At 49.7% G+C, this 19,603-nt stretch carries 18 protein-coding genes; 11 read left to right on the forward strand and 7 right to left on the reverse strand.

From position 1 onward, the window contains the following. Window positions 1-216: 216 nt before the first annotated feature. Entirely contained in the window at window positions 217-999 is a 783-nt protein-coding gene (locus tag HNQ57_RS04630) for an exodeoxyribonuclease III (RefSeq protein ID WP_062384519.1), read from the forward strand. Between the two features lie 18 nt (window positions 1,000-1,017). On the opposite strand, the gene rph is transcribed toward HNQ57_RS04630, so the two are convergent. Next, the gene (gene rph / locus HNQ57_RS04635) at window positions 1,018-1,734 is read right to left on the reverse strand and encodes a ribonuclease PH (RefSeq protein ID WP_184461533.1); all 717 of its coding nucleotides are present in this window, start codon (window positions 1,732-1,734) and stop codon (window positions 1,018-1,020) included. A 181-nt stretch (window positions 1,735-1,915) separates the two neighbouring features. Here rph and HNQ57_RS04640 point away from each other — a divergent pair, with 181 nt between their 5' ends. Continuing rightward, window positions 1,916-2,767, forward strand: a complete 852-nt coding sequence (locus HNQ57_RS04640; RefSeq protein ID WP_184461534.1) for a YicC/YloC family endoribonuclease — start codon at window positions 1,916-1,918, stop codon at window positions 2,765-2,767. Window positions 2,768-3,109: 342 nt separating this feature from the next. Here HNQ57_RS04640 and HNQ57_RS04645 read toward each other — a convergent pair whose 3' ends face one another. The 3 genes from HNQ57_RS04645 to dcm are packed head-to-tail and all read right to left on the reverse strand — an operon-like array spanning window position 3,110 to window position 8,903. Beyond that, window positions 3,110-5,617: a restriction endonuclease-like protein gene (locus HNQ57_RS04645; protein WP_184461442.1), complete on the reverse strand. Its 2,508-nt coding sequence runs from the start codon at window positions 5,615-5,617 to the stop codon at window positions 3,110-3,112. A 32-nt stretch (window positions 5,618-5,649) separates the two neighbouring features. Then, window positions 5,650-7,689 (reverse strand): McrB family protein, encoded by a 2,040-nt coding sequence (locus HNQ57_RS17690; protein ID WP_221301571.1) that lies wholly within the window; start codon window positions 7,687-7,689, stop codon window positions 5,650-5,652. After that, window positions 7,686-8,903: a DNA (cytosine-5-)-methyltransferase gene (gene dcm, locus HNQ57_RS04655; protein ID WP_184461443.1), complete on the reverse strand. Its 1,218-nt coding sequence runs from the start codon at window positions 8,901-8,903 to the stop codon at window positions 7,686-7,688. Before dcm ends, HNQ57_RS17690 begins: the two co-directional genes overlap by 4 nt. 405 nt (window positions 8,904-9,308) lie before the next feature. Here dcm and HNQ57_RS04660 point away from each other — a divergent pair, with 405 nt between their 5' ends. From HNQ57_RS04660 to HNQ57_RS04680, 5 genes are all read left to right on the forward strand, one after another. Further along, window positions 9,309-9,518 carry a hypothetical protein gene (locus HNQ57_RS04660; protein ID WP_184461444.1) on the forward strand — a complete coding sequence of 70 codons (210 nt, stop codon included), beginning with the start codon at window positions 9,309-9,311 and terminating at the stop codon, window positions 9,516-9,518. Between the two features lie 141 nt (window positions 9,519-9,659). Then, on the forward strand, window positions 9,660-10,277 hold the full coding sequence (gmk, locus tag HNQ57_RS04665) for a guanylate kinase (RefSeq protein WP_184461445.1): 618 nt from the start codon (window positions 9,660-9,662) through the stop codon (window positions 10,275-10,277). 83 nt (window positions 10,278-10,360) lie between these two features. Further along, a complete protein-coding gene (gene rpoZ / locus HNQ57_RS04670; protein WP_008252847.1) occupies window positions 10,361-10,624 on the forward strand; it encodes a DNA-directed RNA polymerase subunit omega in 264 nt (87 codons plus the stop codon). Between the two features lie 22 nt (window positions 10,625-10,646). Beyond that, a complete protein-coding gene (locus HNQ57_RS04675) occupies window positions 10,647-12,827 on the forward strand; it encodes a RelA/SpoT family protein (protein ID WP_184461446.1) in 2,181 nt (726 codons plus the stop codon). A gap of 97 nt (window positions 12,828-12,924) precedes the next feature. After that, complete coding sequence (locus tag HNQ57_RS04680; RefSeq protein ID WP_184461447.1) at window positions 12,925-13,308, forward strand: RidA family protein; 384 nt, start codon at window positions 12,925-12,927, stop codon at window positions 13,306-13,308. Window positions 13,309-13,316: 8 nt separating this feature from the next. Here the strand turns inward: HNQ57_RS04680 and HNQ57_RS04685 are convergent, their stop codons facing one another. Next, entirely contained in the window at window positions 13,317-14,201 is an 885-nt protein-coding gene (locus tag HNQ57_RS04685; protein WP_221301572.1) for a sugar nucleotide-binding protein, read from the reverse strand. Window positions 14,202-14,348: 147 nt separating this feature from the next. Here HNQ57_RS04685 and HNQ57_RS04690 point away from each other — a divergent pair, with 147 nt between their 5' ends. The 4 genes from HNQ57_RS04690 to HNQ57_RS04705 all read left to right on the forward strand — a co-directional run bounded on the left by HNQ57_RS04690 (window position 14,349) and on the right by HNQ57_RS04705 (window position 18,988). Beyond that, a complete protein-coding gene (locus HNQ57_RS04690) occupies window positions 14,349-15,347 on the forward strand; it encodes an NAD(P)H-quinone oxidoreductase (RefSeq protein ID WP_184461449.1) in 999 nt (332 codons plus the stop codon). Window positions 15,348-15,453: 106 nt separating this feature from the next. Next, window positions 15,454-16,428 carry a hydrogen peroxide-inducible genes activator gene (locus HNQ57_RS04695; protein WP_184461450.1) on the forward strand — a complete coding sequence of 325 codons (975 nt, stop codon included), beginning with the start codon at window positions 15,454-15,456 and terminating at the stop codon, window positions 16,426-16,428. Next, window positions 16,425-18,548 carry an ATP-dependent DNA helicase RecG gene (gene recG / locus HNQ57_RS04700; protein ID WP_184461451.1) on the forward strand — a complete coding sequence of 708 codons (2,124 nt, stop codon included), beginning with the start codon at window positions 16,425-16,427 and terminating at the stop codon, window positions 18,546-18,548. The genes HNQ57_RS04695 and recG overlap by 4 nt, the downstream gene beginning before the upstream one ends. 65 nt (window positions 18,549-18,613) lie before the next feature. Further along, window positions 18,614-18,988 (forward strand): PilZ domain-containing protein, encoded by a 375-nt coding sequence (locus HNQ57_RS04705; protein WP_184461452.1) that lies wholly within the window; start codon window positions 18,614-18,616, stop codon window positions 18,986-18,988. 49 nt (window positions 18,989-19,037) lie between these two features. Here HNQ57_RS04705 and HNQ57_RS04710 read toward each other — a convergent pair whose 3' ends face one another. Continuing rightward, the gene (locus tag HNQ57_RS04710) at window positions 19,038-19,376 is read right to left on the reverse strand and encodes a DUF805 domain-containing protein (RefSeq protein WP_184461453.1); all 339 of its coding nucleotides are present in this window, start codon (window positions 19,374-19,376) and stop codon (window positions 19,038-19,040) included. Window positions 19,377-19,432: 56 nt separating this feature from the next. Beyond that, on the reverse strand, window positions 19,433-19,603 hold the full coding sequence (locus HNQ57_RS04715) for a hypothetical protein (protein WP_184461454.1): 171 nt from the start codon (window positions 19,601-19,603) through the stop codon (window positions 19,433-19,435).

Here is a 19,603-nt window from a genome sequence, read left to right on the forward strand (position 1 = left end):
TATCAATCCGGTGTTTTTTAACAGATATTCTTTACTGCGATTGTTGTCAATAGTGTTTCATTGTAGTCTAACACCTTGTTTATATCGAAAATTCAGCCACGCTATTGCTGAACGCCACTTTTGTATTGAGGTTTGGCGTCCTAACTCGCTATAACGATCTACCTCAACGCTCAAGCTTGGTCACCACGGCCTCGTTATCGACACGATAGGAAAGACATGAGAATTATCAGCTTTTGCGCTGACAGCATCGTAGATGCTGCAAAAAGAGGCTTCTTCGACTGGGTTACTAAGCAGGATGCCGACATCATCTGCATTCAGAACCTAGGCATTGCCGAATACAAACTTCGCGACGACGTGTATTTTCCCCGCGACTACAACCCCTATTTCTTTGATGCCGCCGACGGTAAGCACAACGGCGTCGCCATTTACTGCCGCAAACTGCCCAAAGCCATCATGACGGGACTGGGATTTTTAGATTTTGATATGGACGGCCTCTACATTCAGGCCGACTTTGACAACATCAGCATTGGCAGCTTGCTTGCCCCCACCGCCGAAGAAGGCGATAGCGCAGGCCTAATTCGTAAAAACCAATTTTTTGAGCAGTTTGGCAATCACCTGACCAAAGTGCGCAACAAACGCCGTGACTTTATCATTTGCGGCAACTGGAATATTGCCCATCGCGGTATAGATATTCAGGACATTCGCGGTAACCACGGCAAGCCCGGCAGCTTGGCCGAAGAGCAGCAGTGGATGGATCGCCTGTTTCGGGAACAGCAGTACTCCGATGCATTTCGTCTAATTAATAACGATCCCGACGAGTTTAGCTGGTGGCCAGACGGTGAGCCCGGCACTAACGGCTGGCGGGTAGACTACCAAATCACCTCAGAGCACATGACACCACGAGTTGAATACGGCGCCATTTACAAAGTACAGCAATTTGGCAAGCACGCACCGGTGATTATGGACTACGACTTTGAGTTACCAGAAAGCCCCTTTTAAGGGCTTTCTGGTAAACAACTAGGCCAGCGCCGCGCGCTGAGCCTCGATCAATTCAGCAATACCTTTCTCAGCTAAATCCATCATTGCATTCATTTCAGCGCGGCTAAACGTAACGCCCTCTGCCGTGCCCTGCACCTCAATCACGCCGCCCTTATCATCCATGACCACGTTCATATCGGTTTCGGCATTGGAATCCTCTGCGTAATCCAAATCCAGCACTGGCACGCCTTGGTATACACCGACCGAAATCGCGGCAACTTGCTGCTGAAGCGGGTTACCGTTTATTAAACCCTTCTTCTGCAAACTGGCCACTGCGTCCGCCAAGGCAACATACGCTCCGGTGATAGACGCCGTGCGCGTGCCGCCATCGGCCTGAATCACGTCGCAATCCAAGTAAATGGTATTCTCACCTAGCATTTTCAAATCGATAGACGCGCGTAGCGAGCGGCCTATCAAGCGCTGAATCTCTTGGGTGCGGCCACTCTGTTTGCCCCGTGCCGCTTCCCGATCCATACGACTACCGGTAGAACGCGGCAACATGCCGTATTCCGCCGTTACCCAGCCTTGACCGCTGCCACGCAAAAATCCAGGTACGCTGTTCTGTACCGACGCAGTACAAATCACCTTGGTATTGCCCATTTCAATCAATACCGAACCCTCGGCATGGCAGGTGTAATTGCGGGTAATGGTTACCTGACGTTTTTCATCGCTGGCGCGCTCGCTGGGTCGTGTCATCATTTAATTCCATAGGCATTCAAAAGAGTGGCGCAGATTATACCTGCCAAGCCATCCCCACCCCAAACTTCTCCCGGACAACTCCCGTGCCCAAATCAAATCACTGCTGAAGAAACGCGCTAAAAAGTTTAGAATGGTGTTTCTAATCAACACCAAGGGGAAGACATTGACTACCAGCAGCATGACCGCCTTTGCCCACCAGCAATCTGACTACCCTTGGGGCAGTGCCACCTGGGAACTGCGTTCGGTCAACCATCGCTACCTGGAGCTGTCTTTCAAACTACCAGAGAGCTGGCGTAATTTAGAACCCAGCCTCCGCGACGCCCTGCGCAAAGGCCTGCAGCGCGGCAAAGTTGAATGCGCGCTCAAGGTTCAACTGCACAACCAGCAGCAAGCGCTGCAACTCAACAATGTGCTTGCAGGACAAATTCTCGACGCTGCCAATAAGCTGAAATCGGATATCGCCCACGCCGCGCCAATCAATGTTTTTGAATTATTGCGCTGGCCCGGCGTACTCGAACCTCAAAGTGTCGACGGCGACGCCATTAGCAGCCAATTACTCGAAGGCTTTCAACAAGCCCTTGCCGAACACCTCGCCAACCGCCAACGTGAAGGCCAAGCACTGGCAGACCTCATCACCCAGCGCCTCGACAGCATCAGCGCCATCGTCGCCGACATCCGCAGCAAAATGCCCGGCATCGTCATCGCTCAACGCGAAAAACTACAACAGCGCCTTGCCGAACTCCAAGTGGAACTCAACCCCGAGCGCCTAGAGGCAGAAATCGCCCTCATCGCCCAAAAAGCTGACGTAGACGAAGAACTCGACCGCCTCGATACTCACGTAACCGAGGTACGCCGAGTCCTTAAAAAAGGCGGCGCCAGCGGCAGACGCCTCGACTTTTTTATGCAAGAACTCAACCGCGAAGCCAATACCCTGTCATCTAAAGCGGTGGTTTCGGAAAGCACTCAGGCGGCAGTAGAGTTAAAGGTGTTGATTGAACAAATGCGGGAGCAGATCCAGAATATTGAGTAGGTCTAGCGCGCCACTAAAAATCCATTTTTTCTTTAAGATCATAAGGTTAAATATATTCTGGGTGCTCCACAACACCAGCCCCTACACTTTAATGCGCATAAAAATGTGATTTCTTTCTTTTTTACGCGCATAAAAGTGTGGTGTTCAGACCTCGGGAAGCGCTATCCATCTAGCTCTACGGGAAAACTCAGCTTTACATAGTGACGAGCACTGTAAAATGCGTAGTTTTTAATTTTTTACGCCTAAATATAGCCGTTAGACGGTAGGTCGACGGTTTAACTTCTCAACACTATCTCTCATGAATAACCAAATAAGCCTATTATTAAATTTATCCATCACACCTTAATTTTTATATACTTCATCCACCTCTGAAAATTTAACGACATTTTCTATCCGTGAAAGCGTGGTAAGTTTCATCGAATGTAAAAATTTCCGAAGAGGGACATTGTTTACTGACTGTTGTAACGTAAGTGGTTTACCTAATTCAAACAGGTAGTACAACTCATCCGACCCAGACTGCTTTCCCGCCTGATTTTCAGTTATTTCATTGCGTGGTAGTAAGGATACTCGTTTTACTGACCACACCTTGTCTATCTGCTTTGTACTCGGAATTTGTTTCGAAGGCGAAGCCAACGCTAAATAACGAACCTCGTCCACAATGTGAGCGCCAATTTGCCCCTCAAGCTGATGAATCGCTTTTTGCTTTATGTGATACCACTGAGCAGTGCCGTTCTCAAAATTTTCGAGGTAGCTTTTACTACGACCTGTTAGGTTTCCTAGCGCGGCCGTTAGTGTCAAATCAGGATACAGCACTTGGCGCATTCCGTAATAAGGAATACGGGCAGCTTCTTTCACATATTGCCGCTCTGCCATGCCAGCAACTGGGTACAAAGTATCATTGGCTTGCCCCGCCTTCACACTTGAAGCCGTGCCGATCTGGGCCTGCAAAAATTCTGACAGCCATTGGTGGCCGCAATAATTGCTTTCGGCTTGGCTGGGTAATAACGCAAATGCCCCTATGCCCACCTCCTCTATCGCATTCGCGTAAGGGTTCATCTCTTGGGCTTGATCAAAAAAGCCTGGGTATAATGCAAATGCGCCGAACACAGGTCGACTTTTCTTAGCTCGGTCGCTTGAAACCGCATTGTCCGGTGTGGACAGGCGAATTAACGCATCTCGATAACGGTGCATTTGATTAATGGCATCGTCTGGAACGTAATCTGTCTTCGAGATATTGTCTTCGCTGCCGTCAAATCGGTTTTTGTCCGTTTTTATTCGGTATTTCGCATCAAATAGCCAAATAAACTGCTTTTCTTCGGTTAACTCACCAGCTTTGGGCAAAGTGACCTCCAAAACAATATCGGGCTCTTGGCTTACTAAATACGAGCGAATCGACTGACCTTTTTTGGTGAACTTGGGCTCATGCGCGAGCCTTGCGGTAACGCCATCAGCTCGTTTAAAGCGAAATGCCCCTGCGAAGCCGTCTTTTAACTGATATTCAAAAAAGTCATTTTGCGATAATTTCGCGGCGTCATTTTCAACTAATGTGAAGCCCAAATCCTGCTCCAAAATCTGTTTCAGACACAAAAAGCACCACACTTCATAAATCTCAGCCACCGACTTCATTGAAATGCTCGACTGATTGCCAAACACATCTAAATAAAATTTAAGCTCCTGCCACACGCGGTATACCGCGCTGTAACCAGTTTTTTGTTGCAGCACCAACGATTCACGATTCAGCCCACCGTATGCACCCACCTCTTTTAAAAAACTTTGATTCAACACCTTTTGCAACGGCTGCTGCCAGTTATGCAGCTCATTTAAAAAGGAATCTGACAGACGTTGTCGTTCTGGCGCTTGGTTACTTGTGCGTAGCTTGGCTTCAAATTCGGCCAACTGCCGCTTACTGCGCTTAACCGCCATTTTAATAAAGCGATTTTCTGGCGTATCTACGCTCAGTTGCTTTTTTTCTAGCCGATAACGTTTGTCATATTGGCCATTGGCGAAATCTTGTTTAACTTGCTCACCCAGCTTGTAGGGCAGACGACCTTTTAACTTCGCCGCTTTGATATTGGCCACCGAGGGTTGAAGCCGACTATGTGGTGCCGTGCAGATGACTTTAAGGCCTAGCTCAAATCGCGATCTTAATGCTGCGAAGTTAGCCAACCACATTAGTGGAAAGTGACCTCGCTGCTTACTGCTTGCGGCATCTTGCTCGGTTTTTTCAACTAAACTAAAGCGCCATAGAGGATAAACAGAATCGATAGCCCGATACATGGCTGGTAAGTCTTGATGCAGCGCCATTTTCGTCGGCAACACTTCAAAAGCAATATGCTGTGTATGCGTTTTACCCTCTTCCTCAAAAGACAGTGGTAAACGCATCCAGCCAACATCATTGCCGGTATTAATGGAGCCTATTAAACGCGCCGGAAGCGGGCCGCGTTGCTTGGCAAAACGAAATGCTTCGCTGACGCCTTGGCTACGGTGTACTAAGCGTGCATCAGATACCGCGCCAAAGAACACCCATTCAAACTGATATTGCGTATTTTCGAAAAACAAAGGGGCATTTAAGGTAAGCATTGAACGTTTTTCAGGCCCAGCGACACTCGTCGCCAAAGCTGCTTGTGCGTAGATACCGCTAGGCCCATCAATAACCGCAATATCAACCAGCTTAGCCTCTGGAGAAAAGCGTAGCTCAGGACTTATATTTTCCGCATTTCCGACACGAGCAAGCGTTAAGCTTGCTCTTTTTTCCACAGTGGCCTGATATACCTTCGCCCGAGCGCTAATGTCATTAGCCCAAATCGAAAACTCGAAATCAGGCGTTTGTAGTCGCAATAACTCAGGCATTCCTAGCCACTCCTTTTGCTTTTATTTTAGGGTTATGGCCAAAAACTCGTAAACGTAGCGCTATCTAAGCGCTGCGTCATCCATTCCAATTTTCCTTTCGAACGACACGCAATACGCAGCACTTTATCTGTTTCCAAAGCATTCTCAGCGCCCGATTGTTCGCGATACAGGTCTGGGCGCTGATTAGCTTGATCACTATCTTTGTCCGCATTCCAGATAGGCGATAACTGCTCAGCCAACACCTTATTCAGCTCAGCCAACACATTCTCGCCAGTTGCCGTTGCCAGCTTGTCGCTATCGCCTTCAATCCTAGGGAGCACTTTGCACATCATAAAGTCATCCCACACGGCTTTTAGGGTGAGTTCGTCCTGTGGCTGACTGCTGATCACGGCTAGTAATAATTCATTCAGTGCTCGGAACGCCAATTCGAACGGGGTGTTTTTTAAAACCGTATTTACAGCCGTTAAAAAAGCGATAGATTTTATGCCCTTCACATCAGCTGTCGCATCTAGCAATACAACACTATTTCTAGCATTTGACCAAATGGGGTAGCTAAGGGTTTTGTGCTCGATGGCTGGCGGATCAGACAAAAAATCATCGTAGCTATTGGGAAAAAATGCGCCAAAATCAACGCTCAATGCGCGGTCAATCACCTTCCGCGAAAAACCATGAGTCGTTTCATCCATATTCACAGTGCCCGCGACCATTAAATTAAATGGAATTGCTAAGCCATACCCGCAGATCAACTGCCACAGCTCGTCGTAGCCTGACGATTCAAACCCCAAATCAGCTCTTAGCTTGCCCGTATCCGCCACTGCGTTAATCGTTGCCGGCTTTAACAAGGCATCACTGAAGTAGATAAAAGTATCCTCTTCCCAAAGCCATTCGCGGGTCTCCAGCACCGACAAGTAATCGGCAAAATACTGTTCAACAGGTGCAAGGTTCATTTCATCTAAACACAACCAATACGGCAGAACGTCATTAAGCACAGTGCTATCGCCAGTCACCACCAAACGTTTGCCTTGCCTATGGCAATCCTGCACTTCAATTGTTAAGCCCTTGTCAGCAATGCCACGCCATGCCTTGGCAATAAACTGTAAAACGTCTGTAGTGATATATTCCGCTTGGCCGTGACTTGAGAGGCGCGAGATATAGCCCAATATATCACTCGGCTCATGCCAATCAGGCCTTACTGAAGTTAGGCAATAGGTTTCGTTTAACTGACCGGATGCTTTTGCTTGCTCGCGTACGAATCTTGTTTTACCAGTACCAGAGAGGCCGGCTAGGAGGAGAAAGGGTTTTGAGAGGACAATATTTTTAGATTCATTTGATGAAAAGTACTCAGCCAATTTCTTACAGGCTGCACTATACATAGAATTTCCAGCTATATCGGCTTCTTGCCAGCCAGGAACAGATTTAAGTAAGTTTAAGGCGTTTATCACGCCTTCGGAGGATAGTTCATAAAGCGAAGATTCACCTATACCAATTTCACCTACGTACTTATCACTAAACTTTATTCCAGTCGCAGAATAACTATACGCTGTTCTTTCTGACAACCCTTTTTGTAGCATCCAGCCATGAAATCTACTTTGAATACTGGAATATTTTCTCCGTGATACTAAATTATTTTCTTCTAGTTTGAAAAAATTATTCCAGTTCGATAACGCTGTTCCTATATTATCCTTAGTTAAATACGTATTTTCTTCTGGCGGCACGTAATCCAAACCAGCAAGAAAAGATATTATTTTTGATATCAACTTAGTTAATGAACTTGTTTGACTACCCCCAGCCGAGTGAATAATTCCAAGATCATTTTTATTTACTGATTTATATATTTCTCGGTAAGATTTTTCCTCATACTGAAAAAACATAGCCTTTCTAGTTGGAGTCGCCTCCCATTTTTCATAAACAGCATTATATTCATCAAGAATAAAAATCAGAAAAAGCCTTATAGCTTCCGGTGGTATGCTGAATTCCTGGTTAGTAGAATTTGCGTATGTCAAAACAACCGCCTCTTCCACAACTACTTTCTGGCCTTCGTCCACAGTATTGCAATATTCTTGAAAATTCATGGTATATTACCCCCGATTTTTTTAGCAATTCTTGTAATCACTGGCACGACTACTGAATTTCCAAACTGTTTGTAGGCCGGAGATCTTTTCTCAGGAACGATAAAGCTTTCTGGAAATCCTAGCAATCTCGCGCATTCTCTTTGGGTCAAAAATCTAGGGTTTTTCCCAACTTGAGGAACCAAACACTCCTTACCATCCTTACCGTATCTTGCAACAATAGTATTCGAAGGCTTATCTAAATCTGCCGTATGCGCGGTAAATCCAGTCCCCCTCTCAACATTACGCTTAGTTCTGTTGATATGCCCTTGCCAAAGCCTGTCTGATATTGTGTAACTTTCGTCTACGCTAGACTCTAAAATTGACTTTAATGCCAATGGCTCTCCATCAAATTCAGGAAATTTAAAAGTGAAATTCAAATCTTTTCGAACAGCCACCATATAACACCGAACTCTACGCTGAGGAACCAACGAACTTGAATCAATTACTTTGTATGAAAAACTATATCCGCTATTTTCAATAGTTTCCTTGATTGTGCGGAACGTTCTACCCTCATCATGCCTTTCAAGATTTCTAACATTTTCCAAAAAAACTATCTTAGGTCTCTTAACATCAATAACTCTCATCACATCGAAGAACAATGTCCCTTGAGTGTCACACAAAAAACCATGACTTTTACCTACAGCATTCCTAGCTGATACGCCTGCGTGCGAAAAAGGCTGACATGGAAATCCCGCCAACAAAATATCATGACTTGGAATTGCACTCTCATCTATTTTTGTTATGTCTCCAAATGGAAATTCTCCATGATTTTCTTTATATGTTTTTTGCGCTCCCTTGTCATACTCTGATGAAAAGACACAAGCTCCACCCGCATTCTGAAACCCTAGCCTGACACCACCAATGCCAGCAAAAAGATCAATAAATCTAAACCTAGCGTTCTTTTCTGGCCTCAGTTTAAGAGCACCAAATACCAGGTCAAAAAAATCATCTTGATTTGTATATATTTTCTGTTTTTTAAATACCGCGAGTATTTTCTTCTTCATCGCCGCCGGTGACGTAACAGTAGGATCACAAAAAAACTGACTACCCGTTGCAATAGCATGCAACCATTGATCTACAAGCGCCTTCGGCTCTGTGCCCTCAGGTACATGCGGCAGGACAAATGGTGCAATTAGGAGCTCAGCCGAAGCCAATATGTCTTTTCTATTCTTCATTATTTACTACTACAATTTTTGATTGTTGACCAAAACACCCAAGCGGTTTTTTAGTTACTTAGCGTGACGAATGACTTTTTAGTTGTATTCCGCATCAACGGCTCATGCACCAGATAGACCAATGAGCGTAGCGCTCAAGTTTGATCTGAAGCGCCCAATACACTGTATATCCAGACAGTGAAAAAAACATCAACACCATACACCAATTAGGCAAGCATTGTAGGTCGTTCTACCTACAACTAGAACCAATTTATTCTCCCCAGCCGCTACCAGCTGGGCCAGTGAAAGCTGATGCCCGCAAGATAATACCCCTGACTTCTGCCCATTGAGTGTGACTCATAGTCCGTAGACCCCAGTTCAATCTTTGGTAAATATGGGTCATCTAAACGCCTCCGGACCGCAACCATGAACCTACCAACACACGACAACTCAGGCACAAACGATCGGAACGCTAGATTCGAAATTCATATCGACGCCAATCCCGACCGATGGCGGGGCGGCTTTCAATGGGCTATCACTAATTCCGGAATAGAGTTTGATTGTGGATTGAGCTTTACTGAGGAAGACGCCGTGAATGACGCTCAGCAGCGCATCGCCGAAATCCAACGCGCCTAAGATCATCGCTAGCATAATGCCAATACCCACAGAATTCCCCCGCTTCCGTGACGCTTTGCCAAACTGGTCGTATAATCTAAACGCTATCTATCGCGCTGCCATCCGCCGCGAGCACTACAATCAGAGGACGACCCCGTCGCTATGCACAGTCAAGGCACGCTCTATACCATTTCAGCACCCTCGGGGGCCGGCAAAACCAGCTTAGTCGCAGAGTTACTCAAGCGCACGCCCCAGCTCAGTGTATCGGTATCCCACACCACGCGGCCGATGCGGCCCGGTGAGGAGGATGGGGTGAACTATCACTTTATCAGCCACGAGGTGTTCCAACAGATGCTGGGAGAGACCGCTTTTTTGGAGCATGCCCAGGTTTTTGATAATTTTTACGGCACGTCTCAAAAGTGGGTAGAGTCTGAACTCGCCCGTGGCGAAGATGTGATTTTGGAAATTGACTGGCAGGGCGCCCAGCAAGTGCGCCGCTTAATGCCCGAAACCATCGCCATTTTTATTCTGCCGCCCTCTCGCGAGGCCTTAAATCAGCGCCTTACTGGTCGCGGTCAGGATGACGACAGTGTCATTCAGCGCCGCATGGACGCCGCCGTGGCGGAAATGTCTCACTATGTTGAAGGCGATTATGTGGTCATTAATGATGACTTCAACACCGCGCTAGCTGACTTAGAGGCCATAATCCGCGGCCGTCGTCTGCAATTAGACAAACAACAGGACCGCCACGCCACACTGCTCAGTGCGCTACTGTCATAAGTGTCAACTTTTTGTTAGACTGCCAAGTAATTAACAGCGCGCAATTTGTGCGCTGATTTTGTTTAGTCTGCAGGAAACACATCATGGCCCGAATTACTGTTGAAGACTGCCTACAAGCCGTCGATAATCGCTTTGAATTAGTTATGGTCGCCAGCAAACGCGCCCATGCTCTGGCAACCGGCGGCAAAACTGCCTTAGTTGCAGAAGAAGGCGATAAGCCAACGGTTATTGCACTGCGTGAGCTGGCCGAAGGTAAGATCACCCGCGAGCAAGTCATGGCTGCCAATAAGCACGACGACGAGCCAGAAATCGATCTGGGCGCTGAATTGGGCGCCGCTTCACTGTAATTCGCGTCTGAAAGGGGCGTCGATGCATCAATACAGTTTTTTCAATCCGAGCAGCGGCGTTATACAGCCAGCCGGATCGATCGACGCCCTTGCAATCTCCCTTGCTGAATACCTGACGCCCGATCAGGTCAATCAGGTTCGACGCGCGTACTACTACGCGGAACAAGCCCACGAAGGTCAAAACCGTCGCAGTGGCGAGCCATACGTAACCCACCCCTTAGCAGTTGCCAGTATTCTTGCAGACATGCACATGGACGTTCAAAGCCTCATGGCGGCGATGCTCCATGACGTCATTGAAGACACCCATGTCACCAAACAGGGTTTAAGCGATCAATTTGGCGATGTCGTCGCCGAGCTAGTAGACGGGGTTTCGAAGCTAACCCGTATCGAGTTTCAATCTAAAGCCGAGCAACAAGCCGAGAACTTCCAGAAAATGGCCTTGGCCATGGCCAAGGATATTCGCGTTATCTTGGTTAAACTCGCCGACCGCCTACACAATATGCGCACCCTCGGGGCCATGCCCCAAGATAAGCGCCGCCGTATCGCCAGAGAAACGCTGGAGATTTACGCGCCCATTGCCCAACGCTTGGGCATGCACAATATTCGGGTTGAGTTCGAAGACCTGGGCTTTATGTCCATGCACCCCATGCGCGCCCGACGCATTCGCAAGGCCATTACCACGCGCTTTGGCGACCGTAAAAAAACCATCACCACCATTAAAGAAAGCATCGAGAACTGCCTTACCGAAGAAGGCCACAGCGCGAATGTCATCGGCCGCGAAAAGCACCTGTTCAGTATTTACAGCAAAATGCGCAATAAGCGTAAGTCGCTAAAAGAGATTATGGATCTCTATGCCTTTCGCATAGTCGTAGACTCGGTCGACAGCTGCTACCGAGTATTAGGCTGCGTACACAGCTTGTACAAGCCGGTACCAGGCCAATTTAAAGACTATATTGCCATTCCCAAGGCCAATGGCTACCAGTCTCTGCACACGGTGTTATTTGGTCTGGAAGGCGTGCCGATTGAAATTCAGATCCGCACCCACGAAATGGAAGAAATGGCCAATAACGGCATCGCCGCCCATTGGCTGTACAAAAGCAGCGACCAAGAGCCCAAGCGCAATTCTAGCCATGCCCGCGCTCGCCAATGGGTGCAAGGCCTTTTAGAAATGCAGGAGCGCGCTGGCGACTCCTTAGAATTTATCGAGAATGTAAAAATTGATCTCTTCCCCGACGAGGTCTATGTCTTTACCCCGCGCGGCGACATTATGGAATTGCCCGCAGGCGCCACTGCCGTAGACTTTGCCTACGCGGTTCACAGCGACATTGGCAATAGCTGTGTGGCCTGCCGAATCAACCGCCGTTTGGCGCCCTTGTCAGAAACCCTGCAAAGCGGTCAGACAGTAGAAGTGATTACCACCCCCGGCGCCCAACCCAATCCGGCATGGCTGCATTTTGTGGTCACAGCCAAGGCCCGTACTGGTATTCGCCACCACCTGAAATACCAGCGCAAAAACGAAGCCTTAACCCTGGGCAAGCGCATGCTCGAACGCGCACTGGCCAGCATGAACGAGAACATTGCCGACTTCGAAGACAAATACCTGCAGCAACTGGTCGACACTACCCACGCCAAAACGCCGGACAATGTCTACGAACAAATTGGCATGGGTAACCGAGTTGCCTATTTAACCGCCCGCCAATTATTAAATTTACGCGACAATATTGCCGACGGCGACGCCCTGCGGCCACCGCCAACCCGCCACTCCATGGTCATCCATGGCACCGAAGGGTTTTTGGTTAATTTTGCGCGCTGCTGCTACCCCATACCCGGCGACCACATTATTGGCATCGTCAGCTCCGAAAAAGGGGTGGTGGTACACTGCGAAAACTGCCACAACAGCATTGAACTTAGCAGCCAGCCCGAACGGGTAGTACCTCTGAGCTGGGCAGAAAATATTGACCGCGACTTCTCGGTAGAAATGAAAATTGAATTAACCAAGCAGCGCGGCATTATTGCTGTGTTAGCAACTCGCGTAAATGGCGCTGACGGCAGTATAGAAAAAATCAGCGTAGAAGATGAAAATGCCAAAATTAGCACCATTCACCTTATTGTTGGCGTACGCTCGCGAGTGCATTTAGCCAATATTATGCGCCGCATACGGAATATTTCCGCGGTGATAAAGGTGACCAGGGAAAGGCATTAAGGGAAAGTCGGACGTCTGGGGTCTGATGTCAGACGCATCCGCACGGTCTGGTTTTTCGTCAGACGCCCGACATCCGACTAAATAACTAGGAGCCACCATGAGCACTAAAGAATACATCAACACCCTTCACGCCCCAGAGGCTATTGGCACTTACTCGCAAGCAGTGAAGGTGGGCAATACGGTTTATTTGTCTGGCCAAATCCCCTTGGTGCCAGAAACCATGACCATGGTTGACGGCGGGATTGTTGAGCAGGCGACTCAGGTGTTTAAAAACCTGTCGGCCGTGGCTGATGCCAGCGGCGGCAGCTTAAATAACGCGGCTAAGGTAAACATCTCCTTAACCGATCTGAGCGTGTTTGCTCAGGTCAATGAGGTAATGGCGAAATTTTTTACTGAACCCTACCCAGCCCGCGCCTGCGTTCAAGTTGCCGCACTACCCCGCGGCGCCATGATTGAAGTTGAAGTCATACTCGCACTTTAATTACAGCTTCAAGCTTTAGCGGTACTCGCGCGCCAAGCGCGCAGTACCGGTTCAAAACCGTCGCGAAAAGTCGGGTATTTCAATGTATAGCCGCTTTCTCGCAGACGGCGATTCACACAGCGCTTGCTCCCAGTACGCGCAATCGGCTCGCCCTTGCTCGCGTAAGTCACGCCTAACTGCACAGCCAACCACGCCTGCACATCTTGAATACTCGCAGCCTCATCATCCACGCCCACATAACAGTTTTCGAGTTTGCCACCCGCCTCGGCTTTATCTATTAAATGGGCGATAAACCCAACGCAATCGTCGCGGTGAATTCGGTTTGTGTAATGCAGTGGCTGTGGCGGCGCGCAGTCGCCCTCCAAGACCTTATTCAGCATAAAGAATCGCCCGCTACCATAAATACCGCCAAAGCGAATATTACTGTGGGACCAAGCAGTAGCAGCTATTGCCTGCTCAGCGTTTAAGAGACTTCGACCAGAAAACCGATCGGGGGCCGTTTCGCTAGTTTCATCGATTATGTCGTGATTGGCCTGCGCATACACACCGGTACTGGAGACAAAAAATATGTGCTTAGGTGGCACCGCGATCGCAGCCAAAACATTGGCCAAACCCCGCTCAAATACAGCTTCGTAGGCCTCAGCCTTATTTCCGCCAGGCGTTAAGGTCACCACCACATAATCTGCCCGCAGCGGGCCAAGGGCTGCCACACTCGCAGGATCGCAAACATCCGCCGCCAACGCCGTAATCCCCGGCGCCAATTTGGCAGTATTACGACGTAAACCTTGCACCGCCCACCCCTGGGGTAAATACAACTCTGCCAACCCATTGCCAATATCACCACAACCCACAATGAGCAGCTTTTTTTGTTCGCTTTTGCCTTCAACAGCCATCGCCAGCGTAAACTCCAATAAATAAAACGACAATTCGCCCAGTGCCAGCAGTCTTCGCTATACTGGCTCTCATCTTTTTTCTGCTAGGTGTTAGCGGCGATTACGAGCGCCGCTGCAGAGCTTAGCACTTTGCACCCGAGGACGACCATGGCAAGCCTTCCCATCATGCGACGTATCGTTACCGTTAACAGCGAAGATCACCACCTGAGCTTCGCCAATGAGGCTATGCCAGAGCCAACCGCCAAGGAAGTCTTGATTCGCGTTATTGGCTCCGGCGTTAATCGTCCCGACTTAATGCAGCGCTATGGTCTGTATCCACCACCAGCAGACGCCAGCCCTGTACTGGGTTTAGAGGTATCGGGCGAAATTGTCGCCGTCGGCAGCGACGTCAGCCGCTGGGCCGTGGGCGATATGGTGTGCGCGCTGTGCAATGGTGGCGGCTACGCCGATTATACCGTAGCCCCCGCCAGCCAATGCCTCACCGTTCCCAAGGGCATGTCGGTACTCGATGCGGCGGCGCTACCAGAAACCTTATTCACGGTTTGGCACAATGTTTTTCAGCGCGCCAAATTAAAAGCTGGCGAGCACTTCCTCGTTCACGGCGGGAGCAGCGGCATTGGCACAACTGCCATTCGTCTCGCCACAGCGATGGGCGCCAAGGTTTATACCACCGCTGGTAGCGAAGCCAAATGCACAGCCTGTGAAGACCTCGGCGCGCTAAAAGCCGTTAATTACAAAACCGAGGCCTTTGAAAACGTCCTCGCCGAGGCATCTGACGGCCACGGCATGGATGTGATTTTGGATATGGTAGGCGGCGACTATGTGCAAAAAGATATTAAGCTCGCCGCCGCCGACGGCCGCATCGTTTTTATTGCCTTTCAAGCGGGCTTTACCGCCGAATTGAATTTTTTACCGGTACTGATGAAACGACTGACCTTAACCGCCTCAACCCTGCGCGCCCAAAGCGCTGAACAAAAAGCCCAAATAGCCGCCGAACTAGAAGAGCAGGTTATGCCGCTGTACGGCAACGGCACAATAAAACCGGTAATTGATCAGGTCTTTCCATTTGCTGATATCGCCGCCGCCCATGCCCGCATGGAAAGTGGCGCCCATATCGGCAAAATTTTACTGCGGCTAGCGGAGTAATCTCGGCTTTTCCGTTAAAGTATAAATTGCCTTTTCAGCGCGGCAGGGTAGTATTGAGCGTCATAGGTATTAACTATTACGTTTTCACTATTGCACAGGTATTTTTATGACGCTTACCGAACTGCGCTACATTCTTGCCCTGAAAGATTCAGGGCATTTCGGCAAGGCGGCAGAAAAATGCTTTGTTAGCCAGCCCACCCTCAGTGTGGCCATTAAAAAACTGGAAGACGAACTCGGCATTTCTTTGTTTGAGCGCAATCGCGGGCAAATTAAAACGACGCCGGTGGGCGAACAAGTGATTCGCCAAGCGCGCTATGTGCTAGAGCAAGCCGACCATATTCGCGAGCTCGCCAATCAGGGCCGCGACCCCCTGGGCACGCCGCTGGCCATTGGCGCAATTCACACCGTTGGCCCCTATCTTTACCCGCGCTGTATTCCGCTAATTCGCGAGTATGCGCCGGAGATGCCTTTATATATTGAGGAGAATTTAACCGGGGTCTTGCGAGAGCGCCTGCGCTCCTCCCAGCTCGACGCCATTATTGTCGCACTCCCCTTTAATGAACCCGACGTTGTTACCCAGCCGCTCTACGAAGAACCCTTTGTTGTGCTACTGCCCTGCGACCACCCCTTAGCGCAAAAAATGGCGCTACACCAAGACGACTTACTCAATGAAAATGTTCTGCTCCTCGGAGAAGGCCACTGCTTTCGCGACCAAGTCATGGCCGCCTGCCCGGGACTTCGACAAACCTTTGCCAATGGAGATCGCCTGCTGCAGTCCGTTGTCGAGGGCAGCTCACTCGAAACCTTAAAGCACATGGTCGTCTCCAAGCTTGGTATTACCATACTGCCGCTGTCAGCCGCGCAAGTTGCTCCCTATGGCGATGGCGTGCTGTGTACTCGGCCTTTTGTCGACCCCTCGCCAACCCGCACCGTAGCATTGGCCTGGCGCGCGAGTTTTCCCCGCCACCAGGCCGTGGATGTCATTAGCCGCGCTATAAAAGCCTCGGCGGCAGCACTAACCTCGCTGCCAAGCTCACAAAGTCCATCCAAAACAAAACGTAAAATTAAAAAGTCCGGATGAGCCAAGCCACTGACAAGCGCAATCCGGCTACCACCGTGGCGCTACATCAACTTGGTGTCGCCACCTTAAAAGGTGTGGGCCCCAAGGTGCGCGAAAAACTCGACGCACTGGGCATTAAAACCGTACAAGATTTACTGTTCCACCTGCCCCTGCGCTACCAGGACCGCACCCGTATTACGCCGATTGGGGCCATGCAATTAAGTACCGACGTCGTCATTGAAGGTAAAGTGCTGGTTGCCGATGTCGTATTCGGCCGTCGTCGCAGCTTAGTCTGCCGAATCCAAGATGGCAGCGGCACCACCACCCTGCGCTTCTTCCATTTTAGTGCGGCGCAAAAAGCCCAACTCACCCCTGGTGCGCGACTGCGCTGCTTTGGTGAACCCCGCCGGGGCAGCGGTGGCCTAGAATTTTACCACCCGGAATACCGCGTTCTCGGCGGCGACGAACCCGTACCTGTAGAAGAGCGACTCACGCCGATTTACCCAAGCACAGAGGGCTTTGCCCAAACCAGTTGGCGCAAGCTCTGCGATCAAGCGCTACAGTATCTAGAGCACCACCCAGTAAGTGAATGGTTACCAACTAAATCACTTCCCTATGCCCTTAATAACAGCCAATGGACCTTGGCCGAGGCGCTGCGCTACTTACACCATCCGCCGACTGACGCCTCGATCAGTCAATTACAAGAAGGCTTGCATCCCAGCCAGCGGCGCCTGGCCTTTGAAGAATTACTTGCCCATAATTTAGCCCTGCAAGAGTTGCGACGCGAAACCCAGCGCGGTGGCGGCCCGGCCCTCGACGGCCCAACAACACTACAGCGCGGATTTTTAAAAGGCTTGGGCTTTACGCTAACAGGCGCACAACAACGCGTAGCCAAAGAAATTGCCAAGGACTTGCGCAGCCACACCCCCATGCTGCGTTTGGTTCAAGGTGACGTTGGCAGCGGTAAAACCGCCGTGGCGGCACTCGCCGCATTGCGGGCAGTCGCCAGCGGCTACCAGGTCGCGATTATGGCGCCCACTGAAATTTTGGCGGAGCAACACTACCAAAGCTTCAGCCAGTGGTTTGAACCCCTCGGTTTAAATGTGGCCTGGCTTACCGGCAAATTAAAAGGCAAAGCTCGGCAACTGCAAAGCGACGCCATTGCCGATCACAGCGCCCATGTCGCGGTTGGCACCCATGCGCTTTTTCAGAACGACGTGGAGTTCGCCCGTCTCGGCTTAGTCATCATCGACGAGCAACATCGCTTTGGTGTGCACCAGCGCCTAGCGCTAAAACAAAAAGCCGCGGCCCAGGTCGGCCAGCCCCATCAGCTCATCATGACCGCAACCCCTATTCCACGAACCTTGGCGATGACCGCCTACGCCGACCTCGATACCTCGGTCATCGATGAATTGCCACCGGGCCGCAGCCCAGTCAATACCGTGGTACTGGCCAATGACCGGCGCGGCGATGTAATGGAAAGACTCCGAGGTGTTTGCGCCAGCGGACAGCAGGCCTATTGGGTGTGCACCCTGATCGAAGAATCTGACAAGCTTCAAGCGCAAGCCGCTGAAGCCAGCTGGGAGCTATTAAAAGAAACCCTGCCGGAATTGCGCATTGGTCTAGTGCACGGCCGCATGAAGCCCAAAGAAAAAGCCGCTGTCATGGCGGACTTTAAAGCGGCAGAATTAGATTTAATCGTCGCCACCACGGTAATTGAAGTCGGGGTAGACGTGCCCAACGCGTCGCTAATGATCATTGAAAACGCCGAGCGCCTCGGCCTAGCTCAGTTACACCAATTACGCGGCAGGGTCGGCCGTGGCAGCCAGCAAAGCTTTTGCGTATTGCTTTATCAAACGCCGCTGTCACGTAATGGTCGCGAGCGTTTAGCCGCCCTGCGCGACAGCAATGACGGCTTTGTTATTGCAGAGCAAGATTTAGCACTGCGCGGCCCCGGCGAAGTACTTGGCACCCGCCAAACCGGCTTAATGAGTTTTAAAATCGCCGACTTACAGCGCGACGACGATTTGCTCGACGCGGTGCGCGAACAAGCCCAGCACATCATCGAAAACCATCCAAATAACGTTAAGCCGCTTATCCAACGCTGGCTATCTGGCCGCAGTGTATACGCCTCGGTATAAGGCTTTTTTGCAAAAGCCTTATACCCTTAGTCGACACCACCGAAAACATCGACTACACATAAAGAATGATCGATAAAATTAAAAACCTGCGCCGCTTCTTCCGGCTGCCCTACCCCAAGGCCGCCGAGCCCCCGCTCACCGTAAATAAAGACACCACCTACCGCGTTCTAGAAATTTCCGAACGCGGTATTTTACTGGCCCAAAAATCAGATGCGCCACTGCAAATCGGCGAAACCCTACGGGGCAATATTCGGTTTCACGACCAACACAGCGAAGAAATCGAAGGCCAAGTGTACCGGCTAGACCCGCGTGGGGTGATCATTACCTTAAGCCAAGGCATTAGTCCGAAATACATGATGCAGGAACAAATTTATGTCAGAAATACCTTTCCGGTATTTTTCCGCTATACAATACGAGATAACTTTAAGGCAAGCCATTAACTGACGGCTGCCCACAGGTAAGTCCCTTCATTAGAAAAGCTGCTCCAAATCAAGGTGCGTTAGCAGAACCGTATTCATTGTCGCCATCACTCGCTTGGCAAAGAAACACCAGCATCACAATGAAACCGACGAGCGGCACCAGGTAAATTAACTGCCACCACCCCGACCTGCCCGTATCGTGAAGCCGCCGCGCGGTAATACTAATACTTGGCAGTAATACCACCAAAGAAAAAAGCGAGGCCAACCAAACCGTGTTCAGCACATAGTCGGCAACAGAAATGGCAATATAAATAAGGAAGTAAGCCAGCACAAACATCCAATACGCTTGCCGACTTGCCCTGCCGGAAAATTCAGCATATTTTTTAAACGCGTCAGTAAAATATTCCATCGTTAACCCTTTAGTCATTTTTTCTACTGTAAAGATGGGGATCTGGCTATCTGCCACTAATCTTTTTTATCAATTGTAATCTCAATGATTTTGCTACTACCCGCAAACCACTTTTGTATATACAAGGAACCGACAATCGGCGCAGTTCCTTCATCGGGAATTTCTTTATAGCGAACACTGTTTTTTGTTTCTTTTTCAAACTCAAATTTAAGGACTTTCTTTGACAT

This window comes from Zhongshania antarctica (assembly GCF_014202945.1).
GTDB classification, from domain to species: Bacteria; Pseudomonadota; Gammaproteobacteria; order Pseudomonadales; family Spongiibacteraceae; genus Spongiibacter; species Spongiibacter antarcticus.